Below are 23,139 nucleotides of genomic sequence, written 5' to 3'. Positions count from 1 at the left end.
GACGCCGGCGCGCCGGCGGCAGATCGGTACGCGACGCAGCATCGGCGGGCATTCCCATGGCCGGCATTGCGCGTCGCACCTCCCTCCCGTGAGCGTGCCGGAACACTGTAACTGCGTCGGCGGCGCCGCGAACAGGGGACTAGTACCAATAGGTTATCTGCTTAGAAGCCGGCGCCGCGTACAAAGGCAGCATTCCGCGACCTGCGTCGGGTTGCCGGTCCATACCTGTCTTCCGGAGCGCACTCATGCATATCCCAACTTCCCCGGCCGGCGGCGTCGTGCATCGGCACGTGCCGTTCTATCGGCAGCTGTATTTCCAGGTGGTGGTCGCCATCGTGCTCGGTGCGCTGCTCGGCCACTTCGAACCGGCCTTCGCCGAGAAACTCAAGCCGCTGGGCGATGCGTTCATCAAGCTGGTGAAGATGATCATCGCGCCGGTGATCTTCCTGACCATCGTCACCGGCATCGCCGGCATGACCCACCTGAAGACGGTGGGCCGGGTGTTTGGCAAGGCGATGATCTATTTCCTGTTCTTCTCCACGCTGGCGCTGGTGGTCGGCATGATCGTCGCGCACGTGGTGCAGCCCGGCGCCGGCATGAACATCAATCCTGCCGATCTGGACCAGACTGCGGTCAAGAGTTATGTCGAGAAGTCGCACGACCTGACCCTGGTCGGCTTCCTGATGGACATCATCCCGAACTCGCTGATCGGCGCCTTCACCGGCGACCAGGTCGCCAACGGCAAGCTGCTCGGTCCCAACATCCTGCAGGTGCTGTTCGTGGCGGTGCTGTTCGGCGTGTCGCTGGCGCTGGTCGGCGAGCGCGGCAAGCCGGTACTGAACCTGCTGGAGGCGCTGATCGCGCCGGTGTTCAAGCTGGTGCACATCCTGATGAAGGCCGCACCGATCGGTGCGTTCGGCGCGATCGCCTTCACCATCGGCAAGTACGGGGTGGAATCGCTGATCAACCTGGCCTGGCTGGTGGGTTCGTTTTACGTGACCTCGCTGCTGTTCGTGCTGGTGATCCTGGGCGCGGTGGCGCGCCTGTGCGGCTTCTCGATCTTCAAGCTGATCCGCTATCTGAAGGCGGAACTGCTGCTGGTGCTGGGCACGTCCTCGTCCGAATCGGCGCTGCCGTCGCTGATGGAGAAGATGGAAAAGGCCGGTTGCGAGAAGTCGGTGGTCGGGCTGGTGGTGCCCACCGGCTATTCGTTCAACCTGGACGGCACCAACATCTACATGACCCTGGCCGCGCTGTTCATCGCCCAGGCGACCAATACCGAGCTGACCCTGGGCCACCAGATCGCGCTGCTGCTGGTGGCGATGCTCAGCTCCAAGGGCGCGGCGGGCGTGACCGGTGCCGGCTTCATCACCCTGGCGGCGACGCTGGCGGTGGTGCCGGAAGTGCCGGTGGCGGGCATGGCGCTGATCCTGGGCGTGGACCGCTTCATGAGCGAATGCCGCTCGCTGACCAACTTCATCGGCAACGCGGTGGCCACCGTGGTGGTGTCGCGCTGGGAGAACGCGCTGGATCGCGATCGCCTGCGCATCGCCCTGGACGGCGGCGAAGACGCCTTGCCGGCGGTCGCGGTCGAGCCCGCCGCGCTCCGCTGAGTTTCCGCATGCTGCGCGCGCGCCGGCCTGGCCGGCGCGTCGCGTTTCCGGCCCCAGGCCTGCGCGGCGACAGCCGCAAGACAGGCTTGGTCATGGCCCAGGGAGTAGAATCCTGGGTCCTCGCGCCTCCCGACTACAGAAGCCTCGATGTCAAACGACGATTTCAAACAGGCCGCCCTCGACTATCACCGCCAGCAGCCGCCGGGCAAGATCAAGGTGGCCGCGACCAAGCCCATGCTGACCCAGCGCGACCTGTCGCTGGCCTATTCGCCAGGCGTGGCGTTCGCCTGCGAAGCGATCGTCGCCGATCCGCAACAGGCCAGCGAGCTGACCGCGCGCGGCAACCTGGTCGCGGTGATCAGCAACGGCACCGCGGTGCTGGGCCTGGGCAACATCGGTCCGCTGGCATCCAAGCCGGTGATGGAAGGCAAGGGCGTGCTGTTCCAGAAGTTCGCCGGCATCGATGTATTCGACATCGAGATCAACGAGAACGATCCGGACAAGCTGGTCGACATCATCGCCAGCCTGGAGCCGACCTTCGGCGGCATCAACCTGGAAGACATCAAGGCGCCGGAGTGCTTCATCGTCGAGCGCAAGCTGCGCGAGCGGATGAACATCCCGGTGTTCCACGACGACCAGCACGGCACCGCGATCATCGTCGGCGCGGCGGTGCTCAACGCGCTGGTCGTGACCGGCAAGAAGATCGAGGACGTCAAGCTCGCCACCACCGGCATGGGCGCGGCGGGCATCTCCTGCGTCAACATGCTGGTGTCGCTGGGCCTGAAGCCGGAGAACATCCTGGCCCTGGACCGCGACGGCGTGATCCACACCGGCCGCACCGACCTGGACCCGGACAAACAGCGCTACGCGCGCGACACCGACAAGCGCACCCTGGCGGAAATCGTCGAGGGCGCGGACATCTTCCTCGGCCTGTCGGCCGCCGGCATCCTCAAGCCGGAAATGGTGGCGACGATGGCGGCGCAGCCGGTGATCTTCGCGCTGGCCAATCCGAATCCGGAGATCACCCCGGAGGCGGCCAAGGCGGTGCGCCCGGACGCGATCATCGGCACCGGCCGTTCGGACTATCCGAACCAGATCAACAACGTGCTGTGCTTCCCGTACCTGTTCCGCGGTGCGCTCGACGTCGGCGCCACCGGCATCAACGAAGCGATGAAGATCGCCTGCGTCAAGGCGATCGCGGCGATGGCGCGGCGCGAGGCCTCCGACCTGGGCGCGGCCTACGGCGGCGAGACCCCGAGCTTCGGCCCCGATTACCTGATCCCGCGGCCGCTGGACCCGCGCCTGCTGGTCGAGCTGTCCTCGGCGGTGGCGCAGGCGGCGATGGACTCGGGCGTGGCCACGCGCCCGATCGCCGACATGGAGGCCTACCGCGACAAGCTCGGCCAGTTCGTCTACCGCACCAGCCTGATGATGAAGCCGGTCTACGACCGCGCCCGCGCCGACAAGCAGCGCGTGGTCTATGCCGAGGGCGAAGAGGAAGTGGTGCTGCGCGCGGTGCAGAGCGTGATCGACGAAGGCCTGGCGTTCCCGATCCTGATCGGCCGCCCGGACGTGATCGAGGCGCGCATCCAGCGCCTGGGCCTGCGCATCACCGCCGGCGTGGACTTCGAGGTCACCAACATCCACGACGATCCGCGCTTCAACGACTACTGGCAGTACTACCACGCGTTGACCGAGCGCCGCGGCGTCACCGTCACCGCGGCCAAGGAACTGATGCGCTCGCGGCCGACGCTGATCGCTGCGGTGATGGTCGCGCGCGGCGAAGCCGACGCGCTGCTCACCGGCGTGGTCGGCCGCTTCCACAAGAAGCTCGGCTACGCGCGCAGCGTGATCCCGCTGGAACCGCGGGTCAGCTCGACCTCGGCGATGACCGGGGTGATCAACCCGCAGGGCGCGTTCTTCTTCCTGGACACGCACGTGCAGGAAGATCCGAGCGTGGAGCAGATCGTCGAGGCCACGCTGCAGGCCGCGTACCGGCTGAAGCTGTTCGGCATCGAGCCGAACATCGCGCTGCTGTCGCATTCCAATTTCGGCAGCCACGACTCGCGCGACGCGCTGAAGATGCGCCAGGTGCGCGAGGCGCTGCTCAAGCGCAAGCCCGAACTCAACATCGACGGCGAGATGCAGGGCGACACCGCGTGGGACGAAGCGCTGCGCAAGCAGATCATGCCCAACAGCACCCTGAAGGGCCGCGCCAACCTGTTCGTGCTGCCGAACCTGGAAGCGGCCAACATCGCCTACAACCTGGTGCGTGTGTTCACCGATGGCGTGGCGATCGGCCCGATCCTGATGGGCATCTCCAAGCCGGTGCACATCCTCACCACCAGCGCCACCTCGCGCCGGGTGATGAACATGACCGCGATCGCCGCGGTCGATGCGCAGATCCGCAAGCAGCTGGAAGCGGAGAAGAGCGCGCCGTAAGCGGAGCGCTTCCGGCAGGTTCGGTGCGAATGCGCGCAGCCGCTGGTGGCTGCGCGTTTCGCTGCAGCCTTCCAGGCCGATTGGTGCGTGCGGCAGGCTGCCTGCAGCGCATCCCTGTATGCCATCGCATCGGACTTTTCCGAGTTCCCGCCAAAACGTTGCCGATGCGGCGATGGGTCACCCGGCGCGAACGCGCTTCGCGGATGGCCGAGTGAAGCGGCGGGGTCTGGTCGATCAAGCCTGGGGCGGGTCGACGTCAAGGCACGCTGGTTTGGCGCCTGGCCGCGGAACGCCGCGGACGCGCCAGCCGCACACGCGATCGAGCGCGTGAACGATTTAGGATTTGCTGCGCAAACGCCCGCCGCAGGATGCGCGAAGACACGACGCCATGCAGCGCCTGCCAACGCGTTTGCGCAGGATCGAACGCGGCGCCGCAGCGGCGCCGCACTGTGCTCAGGCCAGACGCTTGCCTACCGGCAGCGGCAGGCTTTCGTGATCGCCCTGGTTCAGCTTGGACGGCTTGCCAGTCAGCAGCACATAGGCATCGACGCCGGTAAGTTCGGCAATCTTCAGCAAATGCCGGGCATTGGGAACGGAACGATTGTTCTCCCAGTGACCCAGGGTGCTATGCGCCACGCCCAGCAAGGCCGCCAGTTCGCGCAGCGTGAAACCGGCATTGCGCCGCGCCTGCATCAATCGCACACCTATATCCACGGGACACCTCAGAGCGGCATGGTTGCGCCGCGTCCCCCGAGCATAGTGGATGTCATCGCTTGGCATCAAGCCGACAGGAAAGGACAATTTTGGGACAAGACCGGCGCGGCGTTCCCTGGCCCGGCGCGCGTGTGGGGCGGGCTGCTAGAATTCCCCGTCTCCTCCCGCCGTGTCCCACCGCCATGAGCCATACCGCCACCGCGCCCGCCAATGCAGAGAAGCGCTACAACGTGCACCGCGCCGACCTGCCGCTGAGCTGCCCGACCCCGGAAATGGCGCTGTGGAACTCGCATCCGCGGGTCTATCTGCCGGTGGACGAAGAACCCAGCCACGAGGCCAAGTGCCCTTACTGCGGCGCGGTCTTCGTGCTGGTCGACTGACCGCCGGGTCGATGCACCGCCTGACCGTGGTGCAGCTGCTGCCGGCGCTGGAGTCCGGCGGCGTCGAACGCTCCACCCTGGAAATCGCCGCGGCGCTGGTCGCGGCCGGGCATCGCGCGCTGGTGGTGTCGGCCGGTGGCCGCCTGCTGCCGGCGCTGGCCGCGACCGGCGCCGAGCACATCGCCCTGGACATCGGCCGCAAGTCGTTGCTGAGCCTGCGCCACGTGCCGACGCTGCGGCGCCTGTTCGTGCGCGAGCGGGTGGACATCGTGCATGCGCGCTCGCGGCTGCCGGCCTGGCTGGGCTGGCATGCGCTGCGCGGGTTGCCGGCGGCGCAGCGGCCGCGCTTCGTCACCACCGTGCACGGGCTCAATTCGCCCAGCCGCTACAGCGCGATCATGGCCCGCGGCGAACGCGCGATCTGCGTGTCGGCCACGGTCCGCGACTACGTGCTGCGCCATTACCCGCAGACCGATCCGACGCGGCTGCGGGTGATCCCGCGCGGCATCGACCCGGCGCAGTTCCCGCGCCGCGCGCAGCCCGATCCGGCCGCGCGGGCCTGGGCCGCGAGCGAGGCGCCGGCCACCGCCGGCAGCGGTCCGCTGCTGCTGTTGCCCGGTCGCGGCACCCGCCTGAAGGGCCATGCCGATGCAGTGCGCCTGCTCGCCGCGCTGCGCGCCGACGGCAGCGACGCACGGCTGTGGCTGCCGGGCGCGCGCGAGGCCGGGCGCGAGGCCTACCTGCAGGAGCTGGAGGCCGAGGCCGCCGCGCTGGGCATCGCCGACGCGATCGCGTTCACCGCGCCGACCGCGCGCATCGCCGAGGCCTACGCCGCCAGCGATCTGGTGCTGCAGCTGTCGCGCAAGCCGGAAGCGTTCGGCCGCACCGTGGTCGAGGCATTGGCGGTGGGGCGGCCGGTGCTGGGCTGGGCGCACGGCGGCGCCGGCGAACTGCTGGCGCAGCTGCAGCCGTCCGGTGCGGTGCCTGCGTTCGATCCCGCGGCCCTGCACGCCGCGGCAGCGCGCCTGCTGGCGCAACCGCCGGCACCGCCGGCGCAGATCCCCTACACGCTGCAGGCGATGCAGCACGCGACCCTGGCGGTGTATGACGAACTCCGGCGCTGATTCCTCCCTGCTCGCGCCGCTGACGCCGGCGCGCAGCGAACGCTGGGCCCCGGTCTGGGTGCTGGCGTTCGTGGCACTGTGGCCTGCACCTGGCCTGGCCGCGGGCGTGCTGGCGCTGGGCGCGCTGGCGACCCTGGCGCGCCTGCTGCACAGCCGCTTCCGCGGCGGCGCCAGCCTGCTCAGCGGGCCGGCGTGGGCGCTGACCACGCTGCTGTTCCTGACCTACTGGTTGCCGCAGCCGCTGTCGGCGCTGGATGCGGTGGACGTGCCGCTGGCATTGCGCGAGTCGGCGGTGGACCTGCGCTTCCTGCCGTTCCTGTGGCTGGTGGCGATGGCGGTGGCGACGCCGCGCGGCCGCCGTACCACCTTCAATGGGCTGGCGGTCATCGCCGCGATCTGGACCGTGGATGCGCTGGCGCAGGCGCTGTGCGGCACCAGCCCGCTGTTCTGGTCGATGGACCAGCTGAAGTGGGCGATCAACCACCACGGCCTGTGCACGCCGCAGGAAATCGCGCTGGCCGACCGCCTCAGCGGCGTGTTCGGCCCGTGCAACCTCAAGTTCGGCCAGGTGCTGGCCAGCCTGTCGCCGTTCCTGCTGTTCGCGGCCGGGCGCCGCGGCGGCGCCTGGGGCTGGCTGCTTGCCGCGGCGGCAGTGGGGGTGGTGCTGGTGCTGGCCGGATCGCGCGCGTCGTGGATCACCTACGCCCTGGTGCTGCTGCTGTCGGGCTGGCGCCTGCTGGGCATGCGCCGGATGCTGGCGCTGGGCGTGGCTGCGGTGCTGGTCGCCGGCGTGCTCGGCGCGCTCTCGCCGCAGGTGCGCGAGCGCTTCGCCCGCACCACGCTGGCGCTGAGCGGGCGCCCGGCCGACGTGAACGCGGCGTTGGCCGGGCGCACCCAGATCTGGGACGCCTCGTGGTGCATGATCCGCCAGCATCCGCTCAACGGCGTCGGCGTGCGCGGCTTCCGCGAAGCCTACGTGGCCTGCGACCCGGATCCGGCGCATGGCGGCGCCTGGGGCCGCGAGCCGGCCTTCCATGCGCACCAGATCGTGCTCGAAGTGCTCAGCGAGACCGGCGTGATCGGCTTGCTGCTGTGGCTGGCCGGCGCCGCGCAGGCGTGGCGCGCATGGCGCTACGCCTCGCCACAGGCGCGCGAACGGGCACGGCCGGCGATGCTGGCGCTGCTGGTGACGGTGTTCCCGTTCAACACGCACCTGGCGTTCTATTCGTCGTTCTGGGGCTCGCTGGCGCTGATGCTGGTCGGGCTGTATGTCGGCGCGCTGCTGGCCGAGGAGCGCGACGCCGAGGGCACCGCAGAAACTGTGTAGCCCCTCTCCCACCGGGAGAGGGGTTGGGGTGAGGGTACGGCGCGAAAGTGACTCGCGGAGTTGGGTGCACCAGGCTGCGCCCGTACCCTCATCCGCCCCTTCGGGGCACCTTCTCCCGATGGGAGAAGGGAACAACGCTAGCCCCTCTCCCGCCGGGAGAGGGGTTGGGGTGAGGGTCCGGCGCGAAAGCGACTCGCAGCGTGGGTGCGCGAGGCCGCGCCCGTCCCTACCTCTCGCTCAGTCGCGCTCGTAGAACGTACTGCGGCCGCCGGGCTGGCGCTTGAAGCGGCGGTGGATCCACAGGTATTGCGCCGGCGCTTCGCGCACCATCGCCTCGATCGCGGCATTGACCCGCGCGGTGTCGGCGACCATGTCCTGCGACGGGAAGTCCTCCAGCGGCGGGGCGATGCGCAGCACGTAGTCGGCGCCCTCGCGGCGGTGGAAATACGGCACCACCGCGCAGCCGGTCAGCCGCGCCAATTGGTGGGTGGCGGTGATGGTGGAGGCGGGCATGCCGAAGAACGGCACGAATACCGTGTCCTTGCCGCGCATGTCCTGGTCCGGCGCGTACCACAGGAAGCCGCCGCGCTTGAGGTGGCGCACGCTGCCGCGCAGGTCCTCGTTGGCGAACATGGCGATGGCGTAGCGCAGGCGGCCGCGCTTGACCGCCCATTCGAACACCGGGTTGCGATGGCGGCGGTACATGCCGGCCAGCGGCACGTACTGGCACAGCAGCCGGCCGCACATCTCCAGGGTCATGAAGTGGCCCGACACCAGCAGCACGCCGCGGCCCTGCGCCTGCAGCGCACGCAGGTGCTCCAGGCCTTCGATGCGGGTGCGGCGGCGGATCGGGCCGAGGCTGCCCCACCAGGCGCGCGCGAACTCGAACACGCCCACGCCCAGCGCGTCGAAGCTGTCGTGCAGCAGGCGCGTGCGCCAGGCCTCGCTCTGCTCGGGGAAGCACAGCTTCAGGTTCACCTCGGCGGCATGGCGGCGGGTGCCGGCCAGACGCAACGCGATCCAGCCGACGCCGCGGCCGAGCGCGCGTTGCAGCAGCCAGGGCAGCCGCGCGACGGCCACGGCGATGCCGAGCAGCAGCCAGGTCGGCCAGTGCCGCGGCGAGCGCGGCGGCGGCGCGGCCGTGGTGGCGGCGGACGGAAGAGCGGGGGAGGGGTCGGACATGCGCCAAGTTTAGCCGGGAGCGGGCAGCGCGGCATTGGCGCGGCGCCGCGGCGTCTTCGCTTGGTGACCACGGTCGCGATCGTCTGCCGCCGGCGCGACGCAACCCGCTATGCTTTCGCGATGCGCAACGATTTCATCGAACGGCTGCTGCGCGGCCTGTACTCGACCGTGCTGTACATGCTACTGCCGGTCACCGTCTATCACCTGGTCTGGCGCGGGTTCCGCGTGCGCCAGTACTTCCAGCGCTGGGACGAGCGCTACGCCTCGTATCCGCAGGCGCGCGGGCGGCCGCGGGTGTGGCTGCACGCGGTGTCGGTAGGCGAGGTCAACGTCGCCGCGCCGGTGGTCAACGCGCTGCGCGCGCAGCGCCCGGACATCCGCTGGGTGATCACCACCATCACCCCGACCGGGTCGGAGCGGGTGCGCGCGCTGTGGGGCGATGCACTGGACCACGTCTACCTGCCGTACGACGTGCCCGGCAGCGTCGGCCGCTTCCTGCAGCATTTCCGCCCGAGCCTGGCGCTGATCCTGGAAACCGAGCTGTGGCCGAACATGCTGTTCGGCTGCCGCGACCGCAACATCCCGGTCTACGTGCTCAACGCGCGGCTGTCGGCGCGCTCGCTGCGCGGCTACCGCCTGCTGCGGCCGCTGATCGGACGCGCGCTGCGCACCGTCACCTGCGTGGCGGCGCAGTCGCAGGCCGACGCCGAACGCTTCATCGAGCTCGGTGCGCATCCGCAGCAGGTGCGTGCGCTGGGCAACCTGAAGTTCGACATCGCCGTGCCCGCGCAGCTGCCGGCGTTCGTCGCCGCGTTCGGCGAACGTGTGGCGAAGACGCGGCCGGTGTGGATCGCCGCCAGCACCCACGAAGGCGAGGAGGCGGCGGTGATCGAGATGCACCGGCAGTTGCGTCGGCACTTGCCGGACCTGTTGCTGCTGTGGGCGCCGCGCCATCCCGAACGCTTCGCCAAGGTCGAGGCGCTGGCGCGCGACCAGGGCTGGCGCGTGGCCACGCGCCGCCAGCAGCAGTGGCCCGGCGCCGAGGACAACGTGTTCGTGATCGATACGCTGGGCGAACTGATGATGTTCTACGCCTGCGCCCAGGTCGCCTTCGTCGGCGGCAGCCTGCAGCCGATCGGCGGGCACAACCTGCTGGAGCCGGCCGCGGTCGGCACGCCGTCGGTGAGCGGGCCGCACCTGCACAACTTCGCCGAGATCTCGCGGCGCATGCGCGAGGCCGGTGCGGTGGCGATCTGCGAAGACGCTGCGGCGGTCTGCGCGGCGCTGCACGAATTGCTCGGCGACGCGGCCGCGCGCGCGCGCATGGCCGAAGCCGGCTGTGCGCTGGTCGCCAATGGCCGCGGCGCGCTGCAGCGGGCGCTGCACCTGATCGCCGAGCATCTGCCGCCGGTGGCGCACGACGCGCCCGCGAACGAGTAGCGCGGTTCGACGCAGGCATTGTAGGAGCGGCTTCAGCCGCGACAGAATCTATCGGTAACGCTGTCGCGGCTGAAGCCGCTCCTACAAGTGACATCCTGATCTTGAGCGGACGTCGCTGGCGCAATCAGGCGTTCTTTCCGCCATTGCGCCGCCCCATGCAAAAACGGCGGACCCGAAGGCCCGCCGTTCGCGGTCGTACAGTTGCCGGCGCAGCGTTACTGGGTGCTGCTGCCGGAGTTGAGCTTGGATTCGGCGCTCTGCGTCAGCAGCGCGTTGATCGACTGCACTTCGGCCACGTCCAGCGAGCCCAGCGCCTGGCTCAGCAGCAGGCGGTTCTGCAGGAAGTTGTAGCGCGACTGCGCGTAGTTCAGCTGCGCCTGGTACAGGGTGCGCTGGTTCTGCACCACGTCCAACACGGTGCGCGTACCCACTTCCAGGCCGACCTGCGAGGCGTCGTACGCGGCCTGCGCCGAGACCACCGCCAGGCGCCGCGCCTCGATTTCGCTGATGCCGGCGACGACGGTCTGGTAGGCGTTGCGGGTATTGCGGTCGAGCGCGCGCTTCTGCTGCTCGAACGTGTCCTGGGCGATGTCGCGCTGCGACAGGGCCTGGCGCACCGCCGACTGGGTCGCGCCGCCGGCGAAGATCGGGATGTTCAGGGTCAGGCCGATGACGTTGCTGTCGCTGCGCGGCGAGTTGCTGCCGGACACGCCGTCGCCCCAGCTCGCGTCGCGGCCGACGCTGGCCGACAGGTTCAGCGTCGGCAGATGGCCGGCGCGCGCGGTGGCGACGTTGTCTTCGGCTTGCTGCACCTGGTACTGGTAGGCGCGCAGCGACGGGTTCTTGTCCAGCGCCGAGGCGATCAGGCTGTCGATGTTGCCGCTGTCGGCCGGCAGCTGCGGACGGAAGTCCTCCGGCAGGCTGCGCAGGTCGTGCACCGGCTGCCCGGTGATCTCGGTCAGCGCCTGGTACAGGTCCTGCAGCGAGTTGCGCGCGGTGATCGTGTCGGCGCGCGCCTGGTCGTATTCGGCGCGCGCTTCGTGCACGTCGGTGATCGGTGCCAGGCCCACTTCCAGGCGCTTGTCGGCGTAGTCGAACTGCTTCTTGGCGGCGGCTTCGTTGGTTTCCGCGGCGACCAGCGACTCGATCGCCACCAGCACGTTGAAGTAGGCGGCCGAGGTGCGCACGATCAGGTCGTCGTTGGCCGATGCCAGCGTGTAGTCGGCGGCCAGGCTGCGCGCCTTCTGCGCGCGCAGGGTCGAGAACTGGGCGAAGTTGACCAGCGTCTGCTGGCCCTGGATCGCGTAGCTGCGGCTCTTGCCGGTGCCGGCCAGTTCGCCGCTGGCGCGCTCGATCTCGCTGTGGCTGCGCTGCAGCGAGGCGGAGCCGTTGATCTGCGGCAGCAGCGCCGCGCGCGCCTGCACCGCGCCTTCCTTTTCGTACAGCCGGTTCGATTCCGCGCTGGCCAGCTGCGGGTCGCTATTGCGGGCCATTTCGTAGACTTGCAGCAGGTCCGTGGCGTTGGCGGCCAGCGGAAACAGTGCGGCGGCCAGCGCCAGAACGAGGGATCGGCGGATCATTGCGGCTTCCTTGATGGATCAGAATGTGAACTGGGGGACTGGCGCGGCGCCACGCAGGTAGTACGCCAGGTCGGTTTCGAACAGCGATTCCACGCGCGGCGCGCCGGCGTCGGCGTGGACCAGCACCGCGTCCATGGCCGGGGCGCGGCCGCGGACCGCGAACAGGCGGCCGCCGGGCCGCAGCCAGGCCAGGAACTGCGCCGGGATCTCGGTGACCGCAGCGGTGATGCAGACTACGTCGAAGCGGCGCTCGCTGTGCCAGCCGAACGCGTCGGCGGTCTCGATGCGCACGTTGCTGCCCAGCCCGGCGGCATCCAGGTTGGCGCGCGCGGCGGCGGCCAGGGCCGGCTCGATCTCCAGGCTCACCACCTCGCGGCCGAGCTCGCCCAGGCAGGCGCTGATGAAGCCGCTGCCGGTGCCGATCTCCAGCACGTCCTCGCCCGGCTGCAGGTCCAGCGCCTGCAGCATGCGGCCTTCGATCACCGGCTTCATCATGTACTGGCCGTGCCCCAGCGGGATTTCCAGATCGGCATAGGCCACCGCGCGGTGGCTTTCCGGCACGAAGGTCTCGCGCGGCAGCCGCGCCAGCACGTCGAGCACGCGCAGGTCGAGCACGTCCCAGGGACGCACCTGCTGTTCAACCATCGTTTCGCGGGCTTGGGAGTAGTCGATCGTCATCTGGGGCATCCAACGCGGTGGGTCGCGCATTTTAGCCGGCGCGGAGGCCGTGCGTATGCTGCAGCATCGCCGCAGCGGTGCCGCCGCGCGCAGTGCCGGAAGTCATCGGGCCGCCCGGCCGGCGCGGGCTCAGCGCGCCGCATAGGCGCGCAGGAAGAAATCCACGCTGGCCTCGACATGGGCCTGGATCCGCACCTGGCTGGGATCGCGGCACAGGCCGCACATCATCAGCGAGTGCAGTTCGCCCTTGATCAGGCAGAAGAACTGGGAGGCGGCCAGGCCCAGGTCGGCGATCTCCAGTTCGCCGGCCGCCACGTGCGCCTGCAGCAGCTGCGCCAGGTCCTGCTGGGTACGTTTGGGACCGGCATTCCAGAACATCTCGCGCACGTGCTCGTCGCCGGTGCCCGGGGCCAGCATCATGCGGTGCGTGGCCATGGCCGCCTCGCTGCTGATCATGGCGAAGAAGGCTAGGCCGATCTCCACCAACTGGGCGCGCAGCGGGCCTTTCAGCGCATGCCCGAACAGGTCGTCGGGCAGCAGCGCCTGGCACTGCGCGCGCACCGCTTCGGCGAAAAGGGTCTCCTTGTCGCCGTAATGGCTGTAGACGGTGAGCTTGGACACCCCGGCGCGGGCGGCGATGCCGTCCATGCTGACCCCGCCGAAGCCCAGCTCGGTGAACATGTGCTTGGCCGCTTCCAGGATCGCCGCACGCTTGCCCATGTCCTTCGGACGGCCCGGCCCGGCGGCGCGGGAAGAGGCTTTGGGGGAGGGAACGGGTTTGCTGACCATGGCGGCAATACTAGACCAGTCGGTTCGATATTTATACTATACCGTTAAGTATACTATTTAGTATGTCAGCTTCGCGCGCCGGGACTCCGATCGAGCGGTTCAGCGTGCGGCAGGCTTGGTTCAGGGTTTGGCGCCTGCGCAATGATTTGCTTATGCGCGCCTTACATTCGCCTAACGTTCGGCTCATGGTCGGCTAATCGGCGCCGCCGACGATGCCGCCATGGCCATCGTCCCCGACTCCCCCGCATCCCATTCCCGCTTCGCCAGTGCCGTGCTGATCGGTCTGGGGCATCCCGAGCGCGATGCCGTGGAAGCGTTCATCGCCCGCGTCTACCGCCAGCGCTACGGCGCGGTGCTGCGCGGCTTCCTGCCGCATCTGCTGGCCTACTACGACGCCGACGGCGGGTTGCGGGCCGCACTGGGGCTGCGCTGCGCCAGCGAAGGCGAGCTGTTCGTCGAGCACTATCTCGAGCGACCGGCCGAACTGGCCATCGCCGAGCGGATGCCGCGGCGGGTGGCGCGCAGCGAGCTGGTGGAGGTGGGCAACTTCGCCGCCGAGCAGGCCGGCGATGCGCGCGCGATGATCCAGGCGCTGACCGGCACCCTGCACGCGGCCGGGCTGCGCTGGGTCCTGTTCGTGGCCACCCGGCAGTTGCGCAATACCTTCGACCGGCTGCATCTGGCGACGGTGGACCTGGGCGAGGCGCGCGGCGAGCGCCTGCGCGGGGATCCCAGCGACTGGGGCGACTATTACGCCGCGCAGCCGCGGCTGACGTTCGGCGACATCGCCGCCGGGCATGCGTTCCTGCAGCGCGCCGCCGCGCCGCGCGCGGACGCGATGTCCCTGTTCCACGCTGGTCCGTTCCAGCCCTGCCTGGCGGGTGCGCCGTGAGCGGGCCCGGTTTCGCCGAGGTGCTCGGCCAGTTGCGCGGCGACCAAGAGCGTCTGCTCACCGGCCACGGCGCGATCCGCGAGGGCGAACTGGCCGACCGGATCCGTGCGTTGGCCGACGCGTTGCAACGGCACGATCTGCACTGCGTCGCCAGCCGCCTGGACAACGGCAGCGACTGGCTGGCGCTGGACCTGGCGATCCGCCTGCGTGGCGGCGTGCATGTGCCGCTGCCGACGTTCTTCAGCGAGGCGCAGGCGCGCTACGCGCTGCACAGCAGCGGTGCGCAGTGCCTGGTCGCCGGTGCGGGCATGCCCGCACCGGCGCAGGGCGTGCCGCTGCATCTGCCGCTGTCGGCCCCGGGCCTGGCGTGCTGGCGCCTGGCGCCGATGCCGGTGGCGCTGCCTGCCGGCACCGGCTGCATCACCTATACCTCCGGCACCACCGGCCAGCCCAAGGGGGTATGCCTGGAGGCGGGCGCGCTGCTGCAGGTGGCCGCGTCCCTGGCCGATGCGGCCTCGGCGCTGGCGCCGCGCCGCCACCTGTGCCTGATGCCGCTGTCCACGTTGCTGGAGAACGTGGCCGGGGTCTATGCCACGCTGTTGTCCGGCGCGCAGATCGCAGTGCCGTCGCTGGCCGAGATCGGCTACAGCGGCGCCGCCGGACTCGACATTCCGACCTTGATCGCCTGCCTGCACCGCTACCAGCCGCACAGCGTGATCCTGGTGCCGCAGCTGTTGCTGGCGCTGGTGATGGCGGCCGAACAGGGCGTGGCGCTGCCGGCCTCGCTGCGCTACCTGGCGGTCGGTGGCGGCCGGGTCGGTCCGGGTCTGCTGCGTCGCGCCGCGGCGCTGCGGTTGCCGGTGTTCGAAGGCTACGGACTGACCGAGTGCGCCTCGGTGGTGGCGCTGAACCGGCCCGAGGCGCAGCGCGCCGGCAGCGTCGGCCGCGCGCTGCCGCATGCGCGGGTCAGCGCGATCGACGGCGAACTGTGGGTCGACGGCGTGCGCTGCCTGGGTTACCTCGGCGCGGAGGGGCCGCCTGCCGGCGCCATCGCCACCGGCGACCTGGGCCATGTCGACGACGAAGGCTTCGTCCACGTCACCGGCCGCCGCAAGCATGTGTTCATTACCGCCTACGGCCGCAACGTGTCGCCGGAATGGGTGGAAAGCGAACTGTTGCAGCACCCGCACATTGCCCAGGCGGTGGTCTGCGGCGAAGCGCGCGCGCACAACCTGGCGGTGCTGTGGCCGCGCAACCCCGCGCTGGACGATGCGGCGATCGCGCGCGCGCTGGCCGAGGTCAACGCCGGCCTGCCGGACTACGCGCGCGTGTCCGGCTTCGTCCGCGCCAGCGCGCCATTTACCGCCGCCGACGGCCTGCTCACCGGCAACGGCCGCCCGCGCCGCGACGCGATCCTGCAGCGCCATGCCGATGCCATCGCGCAGCGCTACGCCGAACTCGAACCCCTTTCCTCCCACGGAGCTTCCCGATGACCTTCCATGAGCGCTTGCTCGCCGAGACCCAGGCCGAACGCGCCGCCATGATCTCGATCCCGATCATCCAGTCGGCGCTGGCCGGGCAGATCGCGCGTGAGGACTACCTGGCCTTCCTCGGCCAGGCCTACCACCACGTGCGCCACACGGTGCCGCTGCTGATGGCCTGCGGCGCGCGCCTGCCGGCGCGGCTGGAGTGGCTGCGCACCGCCGTCGCCGACTACATCGAGGAGGAACTGGGTCACCAGGAATGGATCCTCGACGACCTGGCCGCGTGCGGCGCCGATCGCGCCGCCGCCGCCGCGTCCGAACCGGCCGCCGCGACCGAGCTGATGGTGGCCTACGCCTACGACACCATCGCCCGCGGCAACCCGGTCGGTTTCTTCGGCATGGTGATGGTGCTGGAAGGCACCAGCGTGGCGCTGGCCACGCGCGCGGCCGAGAGCATCGAGACCACGCTGGGCCTGCCGCGCAATGCCTTCAGCTACCTGCGTTCGCACGGCGACCTGGACATCGAGCATGTGGGTTTCTTCGTCGGGTTGATGGACCGGCTCGACGACCCCGACGACCAGCGCGCGGTACTGCACGCGACCAAGCGCTTTTACGGCCTGTACGGCGACATCTTCCGCAGCCTGCGCGCGCTGCCGGCGCCGCGCATGGCGGAGGCGGCGTGATGGACCTGCGCGGCCGGAGCGTGGTGTTGACCGGTGCCAGCGGCGGCATCGGCGCGGCGTTGTGCGACGAACTGGTCGCCGCCGGCACCCGGGTGCTGGCGGTGGGGCGCGACCCGCTGCGGCTGGCGCAGGTGGCCAGCCGCCATCCGCAGGGCCAGGTGCTGGCGTTGCCGGCGGACCTGTGCAACGACAGCGGCCGCGCGCAATTGCTGGCGGCGGCGCGCGCGCTGCAGGCGCCGCCGTCGCTGCTGCTGATCGCGCATGCGCAGAGCGGCTTCGGTCTGTTCGCCGAACAGTCCGAGCAGGAACTGCGGCGCATGCTCGAAACCAATCTGCTGGCGCCGATGCTGCTGGTGCGCGCGCTGCTGCCGTTGCTGCAGGCGCAGCCGCAGGCGGCCGTGGTCGCGGTCGGTTCGACCTTCGGCAGTCTGGGATTTCCGGGCTTCGCCGGTTACAGCGCCAGCAAGTTCGGTCTGCGCGGCCTGTTCGAGGCGCTGGCCCGCGAATACGCCGACAGCCACGTGCGCTTCCAGTACCTGGCGCCGCGCGCCACCCGCACCGCGTTCAACACGGCCCAGGTCGATGCGCTGAACCAGGAACTGAAGGTCGGCGCCGACACGCCCGAGCGGGTGGCGCGCGCCTTGCGCGAGGCGATCGAGCGCGGCGACAGGCGGCTGCAGATCGGTTGGCCGGAAAAACTCTTCGCACGCCTCAACGGCGCCTTGCCCGGTCTGGTCGATCGCAGTCTGAAAGCGCAACTGCCCGTGGTGCGGCGCCATGCCGCCCGGGTTCCTTCCGATCTTGGAGACCTCCGATGAAGACTTGCCGCCGTTGCCTGCTCTTGCTCCTGTCGCTGCTGCCGCTGGCCGCGGCGGCGGCCACGCCGCTGTCGCCCGCGGTCGCCGCGGTGCGCGAGCAATGGGCGCAGGTCGCCTACCAGACGCCCAAGCCGCAGCGCGTGCAGGCCTATTCGGCGTTGGCCACGCATGCGGCGGCGGCCAGGCAGGCCGCGCCGCAGGATCCGGCCGCGCTGATCTGGGAAGGCATCGTGTTGTCGAGCGAAGCCGGCGAGCGCGGCGGCCTCGGCGCGCTGAGCCTGGTCAAGCGCGCCCGCGCCGATTTCGAGCAGGCGCTGAAGCTCGATCCGGCCGCGTTGAACGGCTCGGCCTGCACCAGCCTGGGCGCGCTGTACTACCAGGTACCGGGCTGGCCGGTCGGTTTCGGCGACGACGCCAAGGCGCGCACGCTGTTGCTGCAGGGCCTGCACTACGACCCCGACGGGATCGACGCGAACTACTTCTATGGCGATTTCCTGCGCGACCAGAAGGACTGGAATGGCGCGGCGGCGGCGCTGAAGAGGGCGTTGGCGGCGCCGCCGCGGCCGGGCCGCGAACTGGCCGACCGTGGCCGCCACCAGCAGATCCAGGCCGCCCTGCAGGAGGTCGAGCCGCACCTTGCCAGCCATTGAGCGGCCGCCCACACTGACCCACATGCGCATCTTGCTGGTCGAGGACGATCTGTCGCTGGGCGAAGGCATCCGCACCGCGTTGCGCCGCGCCGCCTATTCGGTGGACTGGGTGCAGGACGGCGCGGCGGCGCTGATCGCGATCGGCGACGGCGGTATCGACCTGGTGCTGCTGGACCTGGGCTTGCCGCGCATGGACGGGCTGGAGGTGATCCGGCAATCGCGCCAGGCCGGCGCCGACGTGCCGATCCTGGTGCTGAGCGCGCGCGAGCGCCCGGCCGACCGCGCGCTGGGCCTGGACCTGGGCGCCGACGACTACCTCGGCAAGCCGTTCGACACCACCGAACTGCTGGCGCGCACCCGCGCGCTGCTGCGGCGCAGTGCCGGGCGCGCCACGCCGCAATTGGAGATCGGCGCGCTGTACCTGGATCCGGAGCGGCTGGCGGTGCGCTGGCGCGGCCGCGCGCTGGACCTGACCCGGCGCGAGTTCGCGCTGCTGTGGCTGCTGGCCGAACGCCACGGCCGCGCCATCGCGCGCGAGGCGATCCAGCAGCGCCTGTACGGCTGGGACGAGGATGTGGCCAGCAATGCGGTCGATGTGCACGTGCACCAACTGCGGCGCAAGCTCGACCCGGCGCTGATCCGCACCGTGCGCGGGGTCGGCTATGCGCTGGACGAACAGGCCGCGGCCGCGGTGGCGGCGCCATGAGTTCGATGCGGCGGATGCTGCTGGGCGGTCTGCTCGGGGTGGTGACCCTGGTGTTCGCGGTGGCCGCATTGCTCAGCTACCGGGCCGGCCTGCAGGAGGCGGGCGAGATGTTCGATGCCAAGTTGGTGCAGTCCTCGCGGGTGCTGATGAGCCTGGTCGACGAACCGCTGGGCGAGCTGACCCGGCTCGGCCCGGCCGGCGAGCCGATCGTGATCCGCGGCTGGCACGGGCAGGCGCAAGGCGTGGGCGAGGCGCTGGCGTTCCGCACCGGCCATGCCTACGAAAGCAAGCTGGCGTTCCAGGTCCGCGACGACCGCGGCCACTTGCTGCTGCGCTCGGACAGCGGCCCGACCCGGCAGTTGGCCCCGCTGGTCGCCGGCTACGCCGACGTGACCCTGGATGGGCGCCGCTGGCGCACCTTCAGCCTGCACTCGGCCGGCGGGCGCTGGTTCCAGACCGGCGAGCAGGCCGACATCCGCCGCGAGCTGGCCGAAGACATCGCATTGGGCACGGCCTTGCCGCTGCTGTTGGCGCTGCCGGTGCTGGCGCTGCTGGTGTGGGCGGTGGTGAACTGGGCCAGCCGCGCCTTGAGCCGGGTCTCGCAGGCGATCGGCGAGCGCGACCCGCAGCGGCTGGAACCGTTGCCGCTGCACGGCGTACCGCGCGAGATCCATGGGCTGGTGGTGGCGGTCAACGACCTGATGCGGCGCCTGGAGGCCGCGCTGGCGCGCGAGCGCCGCTTCATCGCCGATGCCGCGCACGAACTGCGTACCCCGATCGCCGCGCTGAAGGTACACGCCGACAATCTGGGCCAGGCCCGCGACGCCGCCGAACGCGACGAATCGCAGCGGCACCTGGATGCCAGCGTGCGCCGGGTGGAGCGGCTGGTCGCGCAGTTGCTGACGCTCAGCCGGGTCGAACCGGGCGCCGCCGAGCCCACGCAGGGGCGGCTGGCGCTGGACGGCCTGGTCGCGCTGCAGGTGGACGATGCGCAGCCGCTGGCGGCGCGGCGCCAGCAGCGGCTGCGGATGCTGTGCAACGACCCGGTCATGCTGCTCGGCAACGAGACGGGCCTGTCCGCGCTGGTGCGCAATCTGATCGACAACGCGCTGCGCTACGCGCCGCCGGGCGGGCAGGTGGAAGTCGCCCTGCGTGGCGACCATGCCTGCGCCTGGTTCACGGTCGAGGATTCCGGCCCCGGTGTCGCCGAGGCGGCGCGCGAGCGCGTGTTCGAGCGCTTCCACCGCGAACTCGGCAGCGGCGTGGAGGGCAGCGGACTGGGCCTGGCGATCGCGCGCGAGGTGGTGAACGCGCACGGCGGCGACATCGCGCTCGATACCTCGCCGACCCTGGGCGGGCTGCGGGTCAGCGTGCGCCTGCCGTTGCGCTGAGTGGTGTGGCGGGACGGCCGCCGTTCGGCAATGTGAGGAACGTCCTGACATCGGCGGCGAACATGTAGTGATAAATTGGCTTCTCGTGCGGTTTGGAAACCGCGTGCTGCCGAGGGCATGATTCGGGAAGCAATGGAGCAGGGGGACCGGCGTCACACTACCATCGGCAGCGCACCTGCGCTGCGCCGACGCCTGCGCGGGCGCATCGGTTTGTTCCTGATGCTGCTGTGCGCCTGCTGCGCGGCAGGTGCTGCCGTGGCCCAGGCAACGCGGCCGGTGACCGCGGGCAGCATCACCGACCGGCCGACGGTGGTGCGCTGGACGATGGACGAAGGCCTGCCGCACAACCTGGTGCATGCGCTGGCGCAGGACCGCGACGGCCTGCTGTGGATCGGCACCTGGGAAGGCGTGGCGCGCTTCGATGGCCGCGCCTTCACCGTGTTCGACCGGCAGAACACGCCGGGCATGGAGATGTCCGGCGTGTTCGCGATCGTGCCCGAACGCGATGGTGGGGTGCTGGTCGGCACCGCCTACGACGGCGTGTTCCGCTATGCCGGTGGCGCCTGGGAGCACCTGGGCGATGCGCATGCGCAGCGGCTGCAGGTGGCGTCGATGCTGCGCGACCGCAGCGGTGCGCTGTGGGTGGGTAGCGAGGACGGCTTGTTCCGGATCGAGGCCGATGGCCGCCTGAGCGTGGCCGGTGCCGCCGCCGGGCTGCCGAAGACCCGGATCGCCGCGCTGCTGCAGCAGACCGATGGCAGCGTGCTGGTCGGCACCGCGCAGGGGCTGTTCCGCCTCGACCCGGCCACCGGCCGTGCGCGGCGTTGGGGGCGGACGGAGGCGATGCGCACGGCGCCGGTACGGCGGCTGAGCCGCGACCGCGACGGCGGGCTGCTGGTCGCCGGCGACGCCGGCGTGTTCTGGCTGCACGCCGACGGCGCGCTGCAGTGGTTGCGCCAGGGCCAGCGCGTGGATGCCGCGTTGCAGGATCGCCAGGGCCAGTTGTGGATGAGCCTGTCCAGCGGCCAGTTGCTGCGGCGCTCGTCGAGCGGGGTCAGCGAGGAGATGTTGTCGATCTCCGGCGTGGTCAGCCCGGCGCTGATCGAGGACCGCGAAGGCCTGATCTGGGCCGGCAGCACCGACGGCCTGTTCCGCATCGCCGTGGGCGATGCCGGCGGCCTGACCCGGCACGACGGCCTCGGCGGCGACTACGTGCGCGTAGTGCAGCAGAGCGCCGATGGCGCGGTCTGGATCGGCCATGCCGCCGGCCTCGATCGCTGGCAGCACGGCCGCATCGCCACGTTGCGCATCGCCGCCGCCGGCCGCGATCCGTCGGTGCTGGCGCTGGCCGCGGCCAACGACGGCGGCATGTGGGTCGGTACCTACAACCAGGGAGTGCTGTTGCTGGCGCCCGACGGTGCGGTCCGGCAACGGCTCGGCACCGAGGCCGGCATCCCGCAGGCCATGGTGCGGGCGCTGTTGCAGGATGCGGACGGCGGGCTGTGGGTCGGCGGCAACGCCGGCCTGGCCTATCGCAACCGTGGCCGCACCCGCCTGTACACCCTGGCCGACGGGCTGCCGGCGCTGCAGGTGCAGGCGCTGTACCGCGATCGCGCCGGCGTGCTGTGGATCGGCACCAGCGACGGCATCGCGGCGCTGTCGGCCGACGGCACGCTGCGCCGCTGGCCCGCCGGCGCCGCGTTTCCCGCGCACAACGCGTTCGATTTCCTGGAGGACGCCGACGGCGCGCTGTGGATCGCCAGCGACCGCGGCCTGCTGCGGTTGCGCGACGGCCGCTTCCGCACCTACGACCATCGCGTCGGGCTGCCGCGCGACAAGCTGTTCCGGGTCATCGACGATGGCCAGGGCCATCTGTGGGTGACCAGCAACCAGGGCGTGTTCCGCATCGCCCGCGACAGCATCGCGCAGCTCGATGCCGGGCGCCGCACGCAACTGGCGGTGGACGTGGTCGATCGCAGCGACGGCATGCCCGGCAGCCAGGGCAACGGCAGCAGCGCGCCCGCCGGCTGGCTGAGCCGCGACGGCATCTTGCTGATCCCGACCTCCGCCGGCCTGGCGCTGATCGACCCGGCGCTGCCCAGCCGGCATTCGCTGCGCGCGCCGGCGGTGGTGATCGAGCGGCTGCAGGTCGATGGCCGCGAGCAGCCGCTGCGCGCCGACTACCGCTTGCCCGGCAGCGTCGGCCGGCTCAGCGTCGACTACGCCGGCTTGAGCTTCCGCTCGCCGGACAAGGTGCGCTACCGCTATCGCCTGCATGGCTTCGACCGGCAATGGATCGATGCCGGCAGCAGCGAGGAGGCGGTCTATACCAACCTGCCGCCTGGCGACTACCGGCTGGAAGTGCAGGCGACCACCAATGCGATGGACTGGTCGCGCAGCGATCTGGTGGGGCGCGCCTCGCTGCAGCTGGACGTGGTGCCGCCGTTCTGGCAGCGCGGTCCGTTCGTGGTGATCGCGGCGATCGCGTTCAGCGGCCTGCTGCTGTGGTGGTACCGCGGCCGCAGCCATCGCTACCTGCGCCGCCAGCGCCGGCTCAATCGCATCATCGCCGAGCGCACCCACGAGCTGCGCGCGAAGAACCTGGCGCTGAAGCTGGCCGATTTCGAACGCGAGGAGCTGGTGCGCAAGCTCGCCTACCAGGCCGGCCACGACGCGCTGACCGGCCTGCCGAACCGGCGCACCGCCGATCCGCACCTGACCGCGGCGCTGGAGCACGCGCGGGCCACGCAAACGCCGCTGTGCGTGGCGCTGCTGGACATCGACAACTTCAAGCGGATCAACGACAGCTACGGCCACGAGATCGGCGACGAAGTGCTGCGCCGGGTCGGCGAGGTGCTGCGCGCCACGCTCGGCGAACACGCCTTCGCCGCGCGCCACGGCGGCGAGGAGTTCCTGCTGGTGTTGCCGGGCCTGGACCGCGAACAGGCGCGGGCGCGGCTGGACGACCTGCGCCACCGCGTCGCCGCGATCGTGGTCCACGATGTCGATGGGCGCACGGTGCAGTGCACGGCCAGCGTCGGTTTCGCCTGTGTCAGCCCGGCGCTGCAGAGCCGGCGCGAATTGCTGGTGCTGGCCGACCAGCGCCTGTACCAGGCCAAGCACGAAGGCCGCGACCGGGTGGTCGGCTAGGGCGTAAAGCGCAGGTGCACCCTTGCAGGAGCCGCTTCAGCCGCGACACACAGCACGGCGAGCCTGCGGCGCGGAATCCTGTCGGGGCTGAAGCCC

Annotated in this window: 19 protein-coding genes; 14 read left to right on the top strand and 5 right to left on the bottom strand. The window is 70.6% G+C overall.

Annotated features, from left to right (window positions below):
* The first annotated feature begins 245 nt into the window (after window positions 1-245).
* Both H9658_RS04875 and H9658_RS04870 read left to right on the top strand, forming a co-directional pair.
* Window positions 246-1,613 carry a dicarboxylate/amino acid:cation symporter gene (locus H9658_RS04875; protein ID WP_191824540.1) on the top strand — a complete coding sequence of 456 codons (1,368 nt, stop codon included), beginning with the start codon at window positions 246-248 and terminating at the stop codon, window positions 1,611-1,613.
* Between the two features lie 147 nt (window positions 1,614-1,760).
* On the top strand, window positions 1,761-4,055 hold the full coding sequence (locus H9658_RS04870) for an NADP-dependent malic enzyme (protein ID WP_179567118.1): 2,295 nt from the start codon (window positions 1,761-1,763) through the stop codon (window positions 4,053-4,055).
* A gap of 453 nt (window positions 4,056-4,508) precedes the next feature.
* Here H9658_RS04870 and H9658_RS04865 read toward each other — a convergent pair whose 3' ends face one another.
* Window positions 4,509-4,757, bottom strand: coding sequence for a helix-turn-helix domain-containing protein (locus H9658_RS04865; protein WP_318241173.1), 249 nt, complete (start codon window positions 4,755-4,757; stop codon window positions 4,509-4,511).
* Window positions 4,758-4,951: 194 nt separating this feature from the next.
* Between H9658_RS04865 and H9658_RS04860 the strand changes: the two genes are divergently transcribed.
* Genes H9658_RS04860 through H9658_RS04850 form a run of 3 tightly spaced genes read left to right on the top strand, consistent with a single transcriptional unit; the run spans window position 4,952 to window position 7,600 of the window.
* Window positions 4,952-5,149, top strand: coding sequence for a zinc-finger domain-containing protein (locus H9658_RS04860; protein WP_179567116.1), 198 nt, complete (start codon window positions 4,952-4,954; stop codon window positions 5,147-5,149).
* An 11-nt stretch (window positions 5,150-5,160) separates the two neighbouring features.
* On the top strand, window positions 5,161-6,273 hold the full coding sequence (locus tag H9658_RS04855) for a glycosyltransferase (protein ID WP_191824539.1): 1,113 nt from the start codon (window positions 5,161-5,163) through the stop codon (window positions 6,271-6,273).
* On the top strand, window positions 6,254-7,600 hold the full coding sequence (locus H9658_RS04850; protein ID WP_191824538.1) for an O-antigen ligase family protein: 1,347 nt from the start codon (window positions 6,254-6,256) through the stop codon (window positions 7,598-7,600). Before H9658_RS04855 ends, H9658_RS04850 begins: the two co-directional genes overlap by 20 nt.
* 237 nt (window positions 7,601-7,837) lie before the next feature.
* Here H9658_RS04850 and H9658_RS04845 read toward each other — a convergent pair whose 3' ends face one another.
* On the bottom strand, window positions 7,838-8,782 hold the full coding sequence (locus H9658_RS04845; protein ID WP_191824537.1) for an LpxL/LpxP family Kdo(2)-lipid IV(A) lauroyl/palmitoleoyl acyltransferase: 945 nt from the start codon (window positions 8,780-8,782) through the stop codon (window positions 7,838-7,840).
* Window positions 8,783-8,902: 120 nt separating this feature from the next.
* Between H9658_RS04845 and waaA the strand changes: the two genes are divergently transcribed.
* Window positions 8,903-10,222, top strand: coding sequence for a lipid IV(A) 3-deoxy-D-manno-octulosonic acid transferase (gene waaA, locus H9658_RS04840; RefSeq protein WP_191824536.1), 1,320 nt, complete (start codon window positions 8,903-8,905; stop codon window positions 10,220-10,222).
* Between the two features lie 215 nt (window positions 10,223-10,437).
* Here the strand turns inward: waaA and H9658_RS04835 are convergent, their stop codons facing one another.
* The 3 genes from H9658_RS04835 to H9658_RS04825 form a co-directional block, all read right to left on the bottom strand.
* Window positions 10,438-11,802, bottom strand: coding sequence for a TolC family outer membrane protein (locus tag H9658_RS04835; protein ID WP_179567106.1), 1,365 nt, complete (start codon window positions 11,800-11,802; stop codon window positions 10,438-10,440).
* An 18-nt stretch (window positions 11,803-11,820) separates the two neighbouring features.
* The gene (locus tag H9658_RS04830; RefSeq protein ID WP_179567104.1) at window positions 11,821-12,480 is read right to left on the bottom strand and encodes a protein-L-isoaspartate O-methyltransferase family protein; all 660 of its coding nucleotides are present in this window, start codon (window positions 12,478-12,480) and stop codon (window positions 11,821-11,823) included.
* Window positions 12,481-12,609: 129 nt separating this feature from the next.
* On the bottom strand, window positions 12,610-13,269 hold the full coding sequence (locus H9658_RS04825; protein ID WP_179567102.1) for a TetR/AcrR family transcriptional regulator: 660 nt from the start codon (window positions 13,267-13,269) through the stop codon (window positions 12,610-12,612).
* Window positions 13,270-13,489: 220 nt separating this feature from the next.
* Between H9658_RS04825 and H9658_RS04820 the strand changes: the two genes are divergently transcribed.
* From H9658_RS04820 to H9658_RS04785, 8 genes are all read left to right on the top strand, one after another.
* Window positions 13,490-14,161, top strand: a complete 672-nt coding sequence (locus H9658_RS04820) for a thermostable hemolysin (RefSeq protein ID WP_191824535.1) — start codon at window positions 13,490-13,492, stop codon at window positions 14,159-14,161.
* Complete coding sequence (locus tag H9658_RS04815; protein ID WP_191824534.1) at window positions 14,158-15,654, top strand: AMP-binding protein; 1,497 nt, start codon at window positions 14,158-14,160, stop codon at window positions 15,652-15,654. Before H9658_RS04820 ends, H9658_RS04815 begins: the two co-directional genes overlap by 4 nt.
* Window positions 15,651-16,328, top strand: coding sequence for a TenA family transcriptional regulator (locus tag H9658_RS04810; RefSeq protein WP_191824533.1), 678 nt, complete (start codon window positions 15,651-15,653; stop codon window positions 16,326-16,328). Before H9658_RS04815 ends, H9658_RS04810 begins: the two co-directional genes overlap by 4 nt.
* Window positions 16,328-17,146 (top strand): SDR family oxidoreductase, encoded by an 819-nt coding sequence (locus tag H9658_RS04805; protein WP_179567094.1) that lies wholly within the window; start codon window positions 16,328-16,330, stop codon window positions 17,144-17,146. Before H9658_RS04810 ends, H9658_RS04805 begins: the two co-directional genes overlap by 1 nt.
* Window positions 17,143-17,796, top strand: a complete 654-nt coding sequence (locus tag H9658_RS04800; protein ID WP_191824532.1) for a tetratricopeptide repeat protein — start codon at window positions 17,143-17,145, stop codon at window positions 17,794-17,796. The genes H9658_RS04805 and H9658_RS04800 overlap by 4 nt, the downstream gene beginning before the upstream one ends.
* Before the next feature lie 22 nt (window positions 17,797-17,818).
* Complete coding sequence (locus H9658_RS04795; protein ID WP_191824531.1) at window positions 17,819-18,502, top strand: response regulator transcription factor; 684 nt, start codon at window positions 17,819-17,821, stop codon at window positions 18,500-18,502.
* A 17-nt stretch (window positions 18,503-18,519) separates the two neighbouring features.
* A complete protein-coding gene (locus H9658_RS04790; RefSeq protein ID WP_191824591.1) occupies window positions 18,520-19,893 on the top strand; it encodes an ATP-binding protein in 1,374 nt (457 codons plus the stop codon).
* Window positions 19,894-20,148: 255 nt separating this feature from the next.
* Window positions 20,149-23,043 carry a two-component regulator propeller domain-containing protein gene (locus H9658_RS04785; RefSeq protein ID WP_455275809.1) on the top strand — a complete coding sequence of 965 codons (2,895 nt, stop codon included), beginning with the start codon at window positions 20,149-20,151 and terminating at the stop codon, window positions 23,041-23,043.
* Window positions 23,044-23,139 lie beyond the last annotated feature (96 nt).

It is taken from the genome of Xanthomonas bonasiae, assembly GCF_014836395.1.
In the GTDB taxonomy this organism is placed as follows: Bacteria; Pseudomonadota; Gammaproteobacteria; order Xanthomonadales; family Xanthomonadaceae; genus Xanthomonas_A; species Xanthomonas_A bonasiae.
The sequence above is the reverse complement of the archived record's forward strand: the minus strand, read 5'-3'. Positions and strand labels throughout refer to the sequence as shown.

Excerpts from the sequence above, each read along its gene's own strand:
- H9658_RS04875 (WP_191824540.1), top strand. The coding sequence starts at position 246 with ATGCATATCCCAACTTCCCCGGCCGGCGGCGTCGTGCATCGGCACGTG.
- H9658_RS04870 (WP_179567118.1), top strand. The coding sequence starts at position 1,761 with ATGTCAAACGACGATTTCAAACAGGCCGCCCTCGACTATCACCGCCAG.
- H9658_RS04860 (WP_179567116.1), top strand. The coding sequence starts at position 4,952 with ATGAGCCATACCGCCACCGCGCCCGCCAATGCAGAGAAGCGCTACAAC.
- H9658_RS04855 (WP_191824539.1), top strand. The coding sequence starts at position 5,161 with ATGCACCGCCTGACCGTGGTGCAGCTGCTGCCGGCGCTGGAGTCCGGC.
- H9658_RS04850 (WP_191824538.1), top strand. The coding sequence starts at position 6,254 with ATGACGAACTCCGGCGCTGATTCCTCCCTGCTCGCGCCGCTGACGCCG.
- H9658_RS04845 (WP_191824537.1), bottom strand. The coding sequence starts at position 8,782 with ATGTCCGACCCCTCCCCCGCTCTTCCGTCCGCCGCCACCACGGCCGCG.
- waaA (WP_191824536.1), top strand. The coding sequence starts at position 8,903 with ATGCGCAACGATTTCATCGAACGGCTGCTGCGCGGCCTGTACTCGACC.
- H9658_RS04835 (WP_179567106.1), bottom strand. The coding sequence starts at position 11,802 with ATGATCCGCCGATCCCTCGTTCTGGCGCTGGCCGCCGCACTGTTTCCG.
- H9658_RS04830 (WP_179567104.1), bottom strand. The coding sequence starts at position 12,480 with ATGACGATCGACTACTCCCAAGCCCGCGAAACGATGGTTGAACAGCAG.
- H9658_RS04825 (WP_179567102.1), bottom strand. The coding sequence starts at position 13,269 with ATGGTCAGCAAACCCGTTCCCTCCCCCAAAGCCTCTTCCCGCGCCGCC.
- H9658_RS04820 (WP_191824535.1), top strand. The coding sequence starts at position 13,490 with ATGGCCATCGTCCCCGACTCCCCCGCATCCCATTCCCGCTTCGCCAGT.
- H9658_RS04810 (WP_191824533.1), top strand. The coding sequence starts at position 15,651 with ATGACCTTCCATGAGCGCTTGCTCGCCGAGACCCAGGCCGAACGCGCC.
- H9658_RS04805 (WP_179567094.1), top strand. The coding sequence starts at position 16,328 with ATGGACCTGCGCGGCCGGAGCGTGGTGTTGACCGGTGCCAGCGGCGGC.
- H9658_RS04800 (WP_191824532.1), top strand. The coding sequence starts at position 17,143 with ATGAAGACTTGCCGCCGTTGCCTGCTCTTGCTCCTGTCGCTGCTGCCG.
- H9658_RS04795 (WP_191824531.1), top strand. The coding sequence starts at position 17,819 with ATGCGCATCTTGCTGGTCGAGGACGATCTGTCGCTGGGCGAAGGCATC.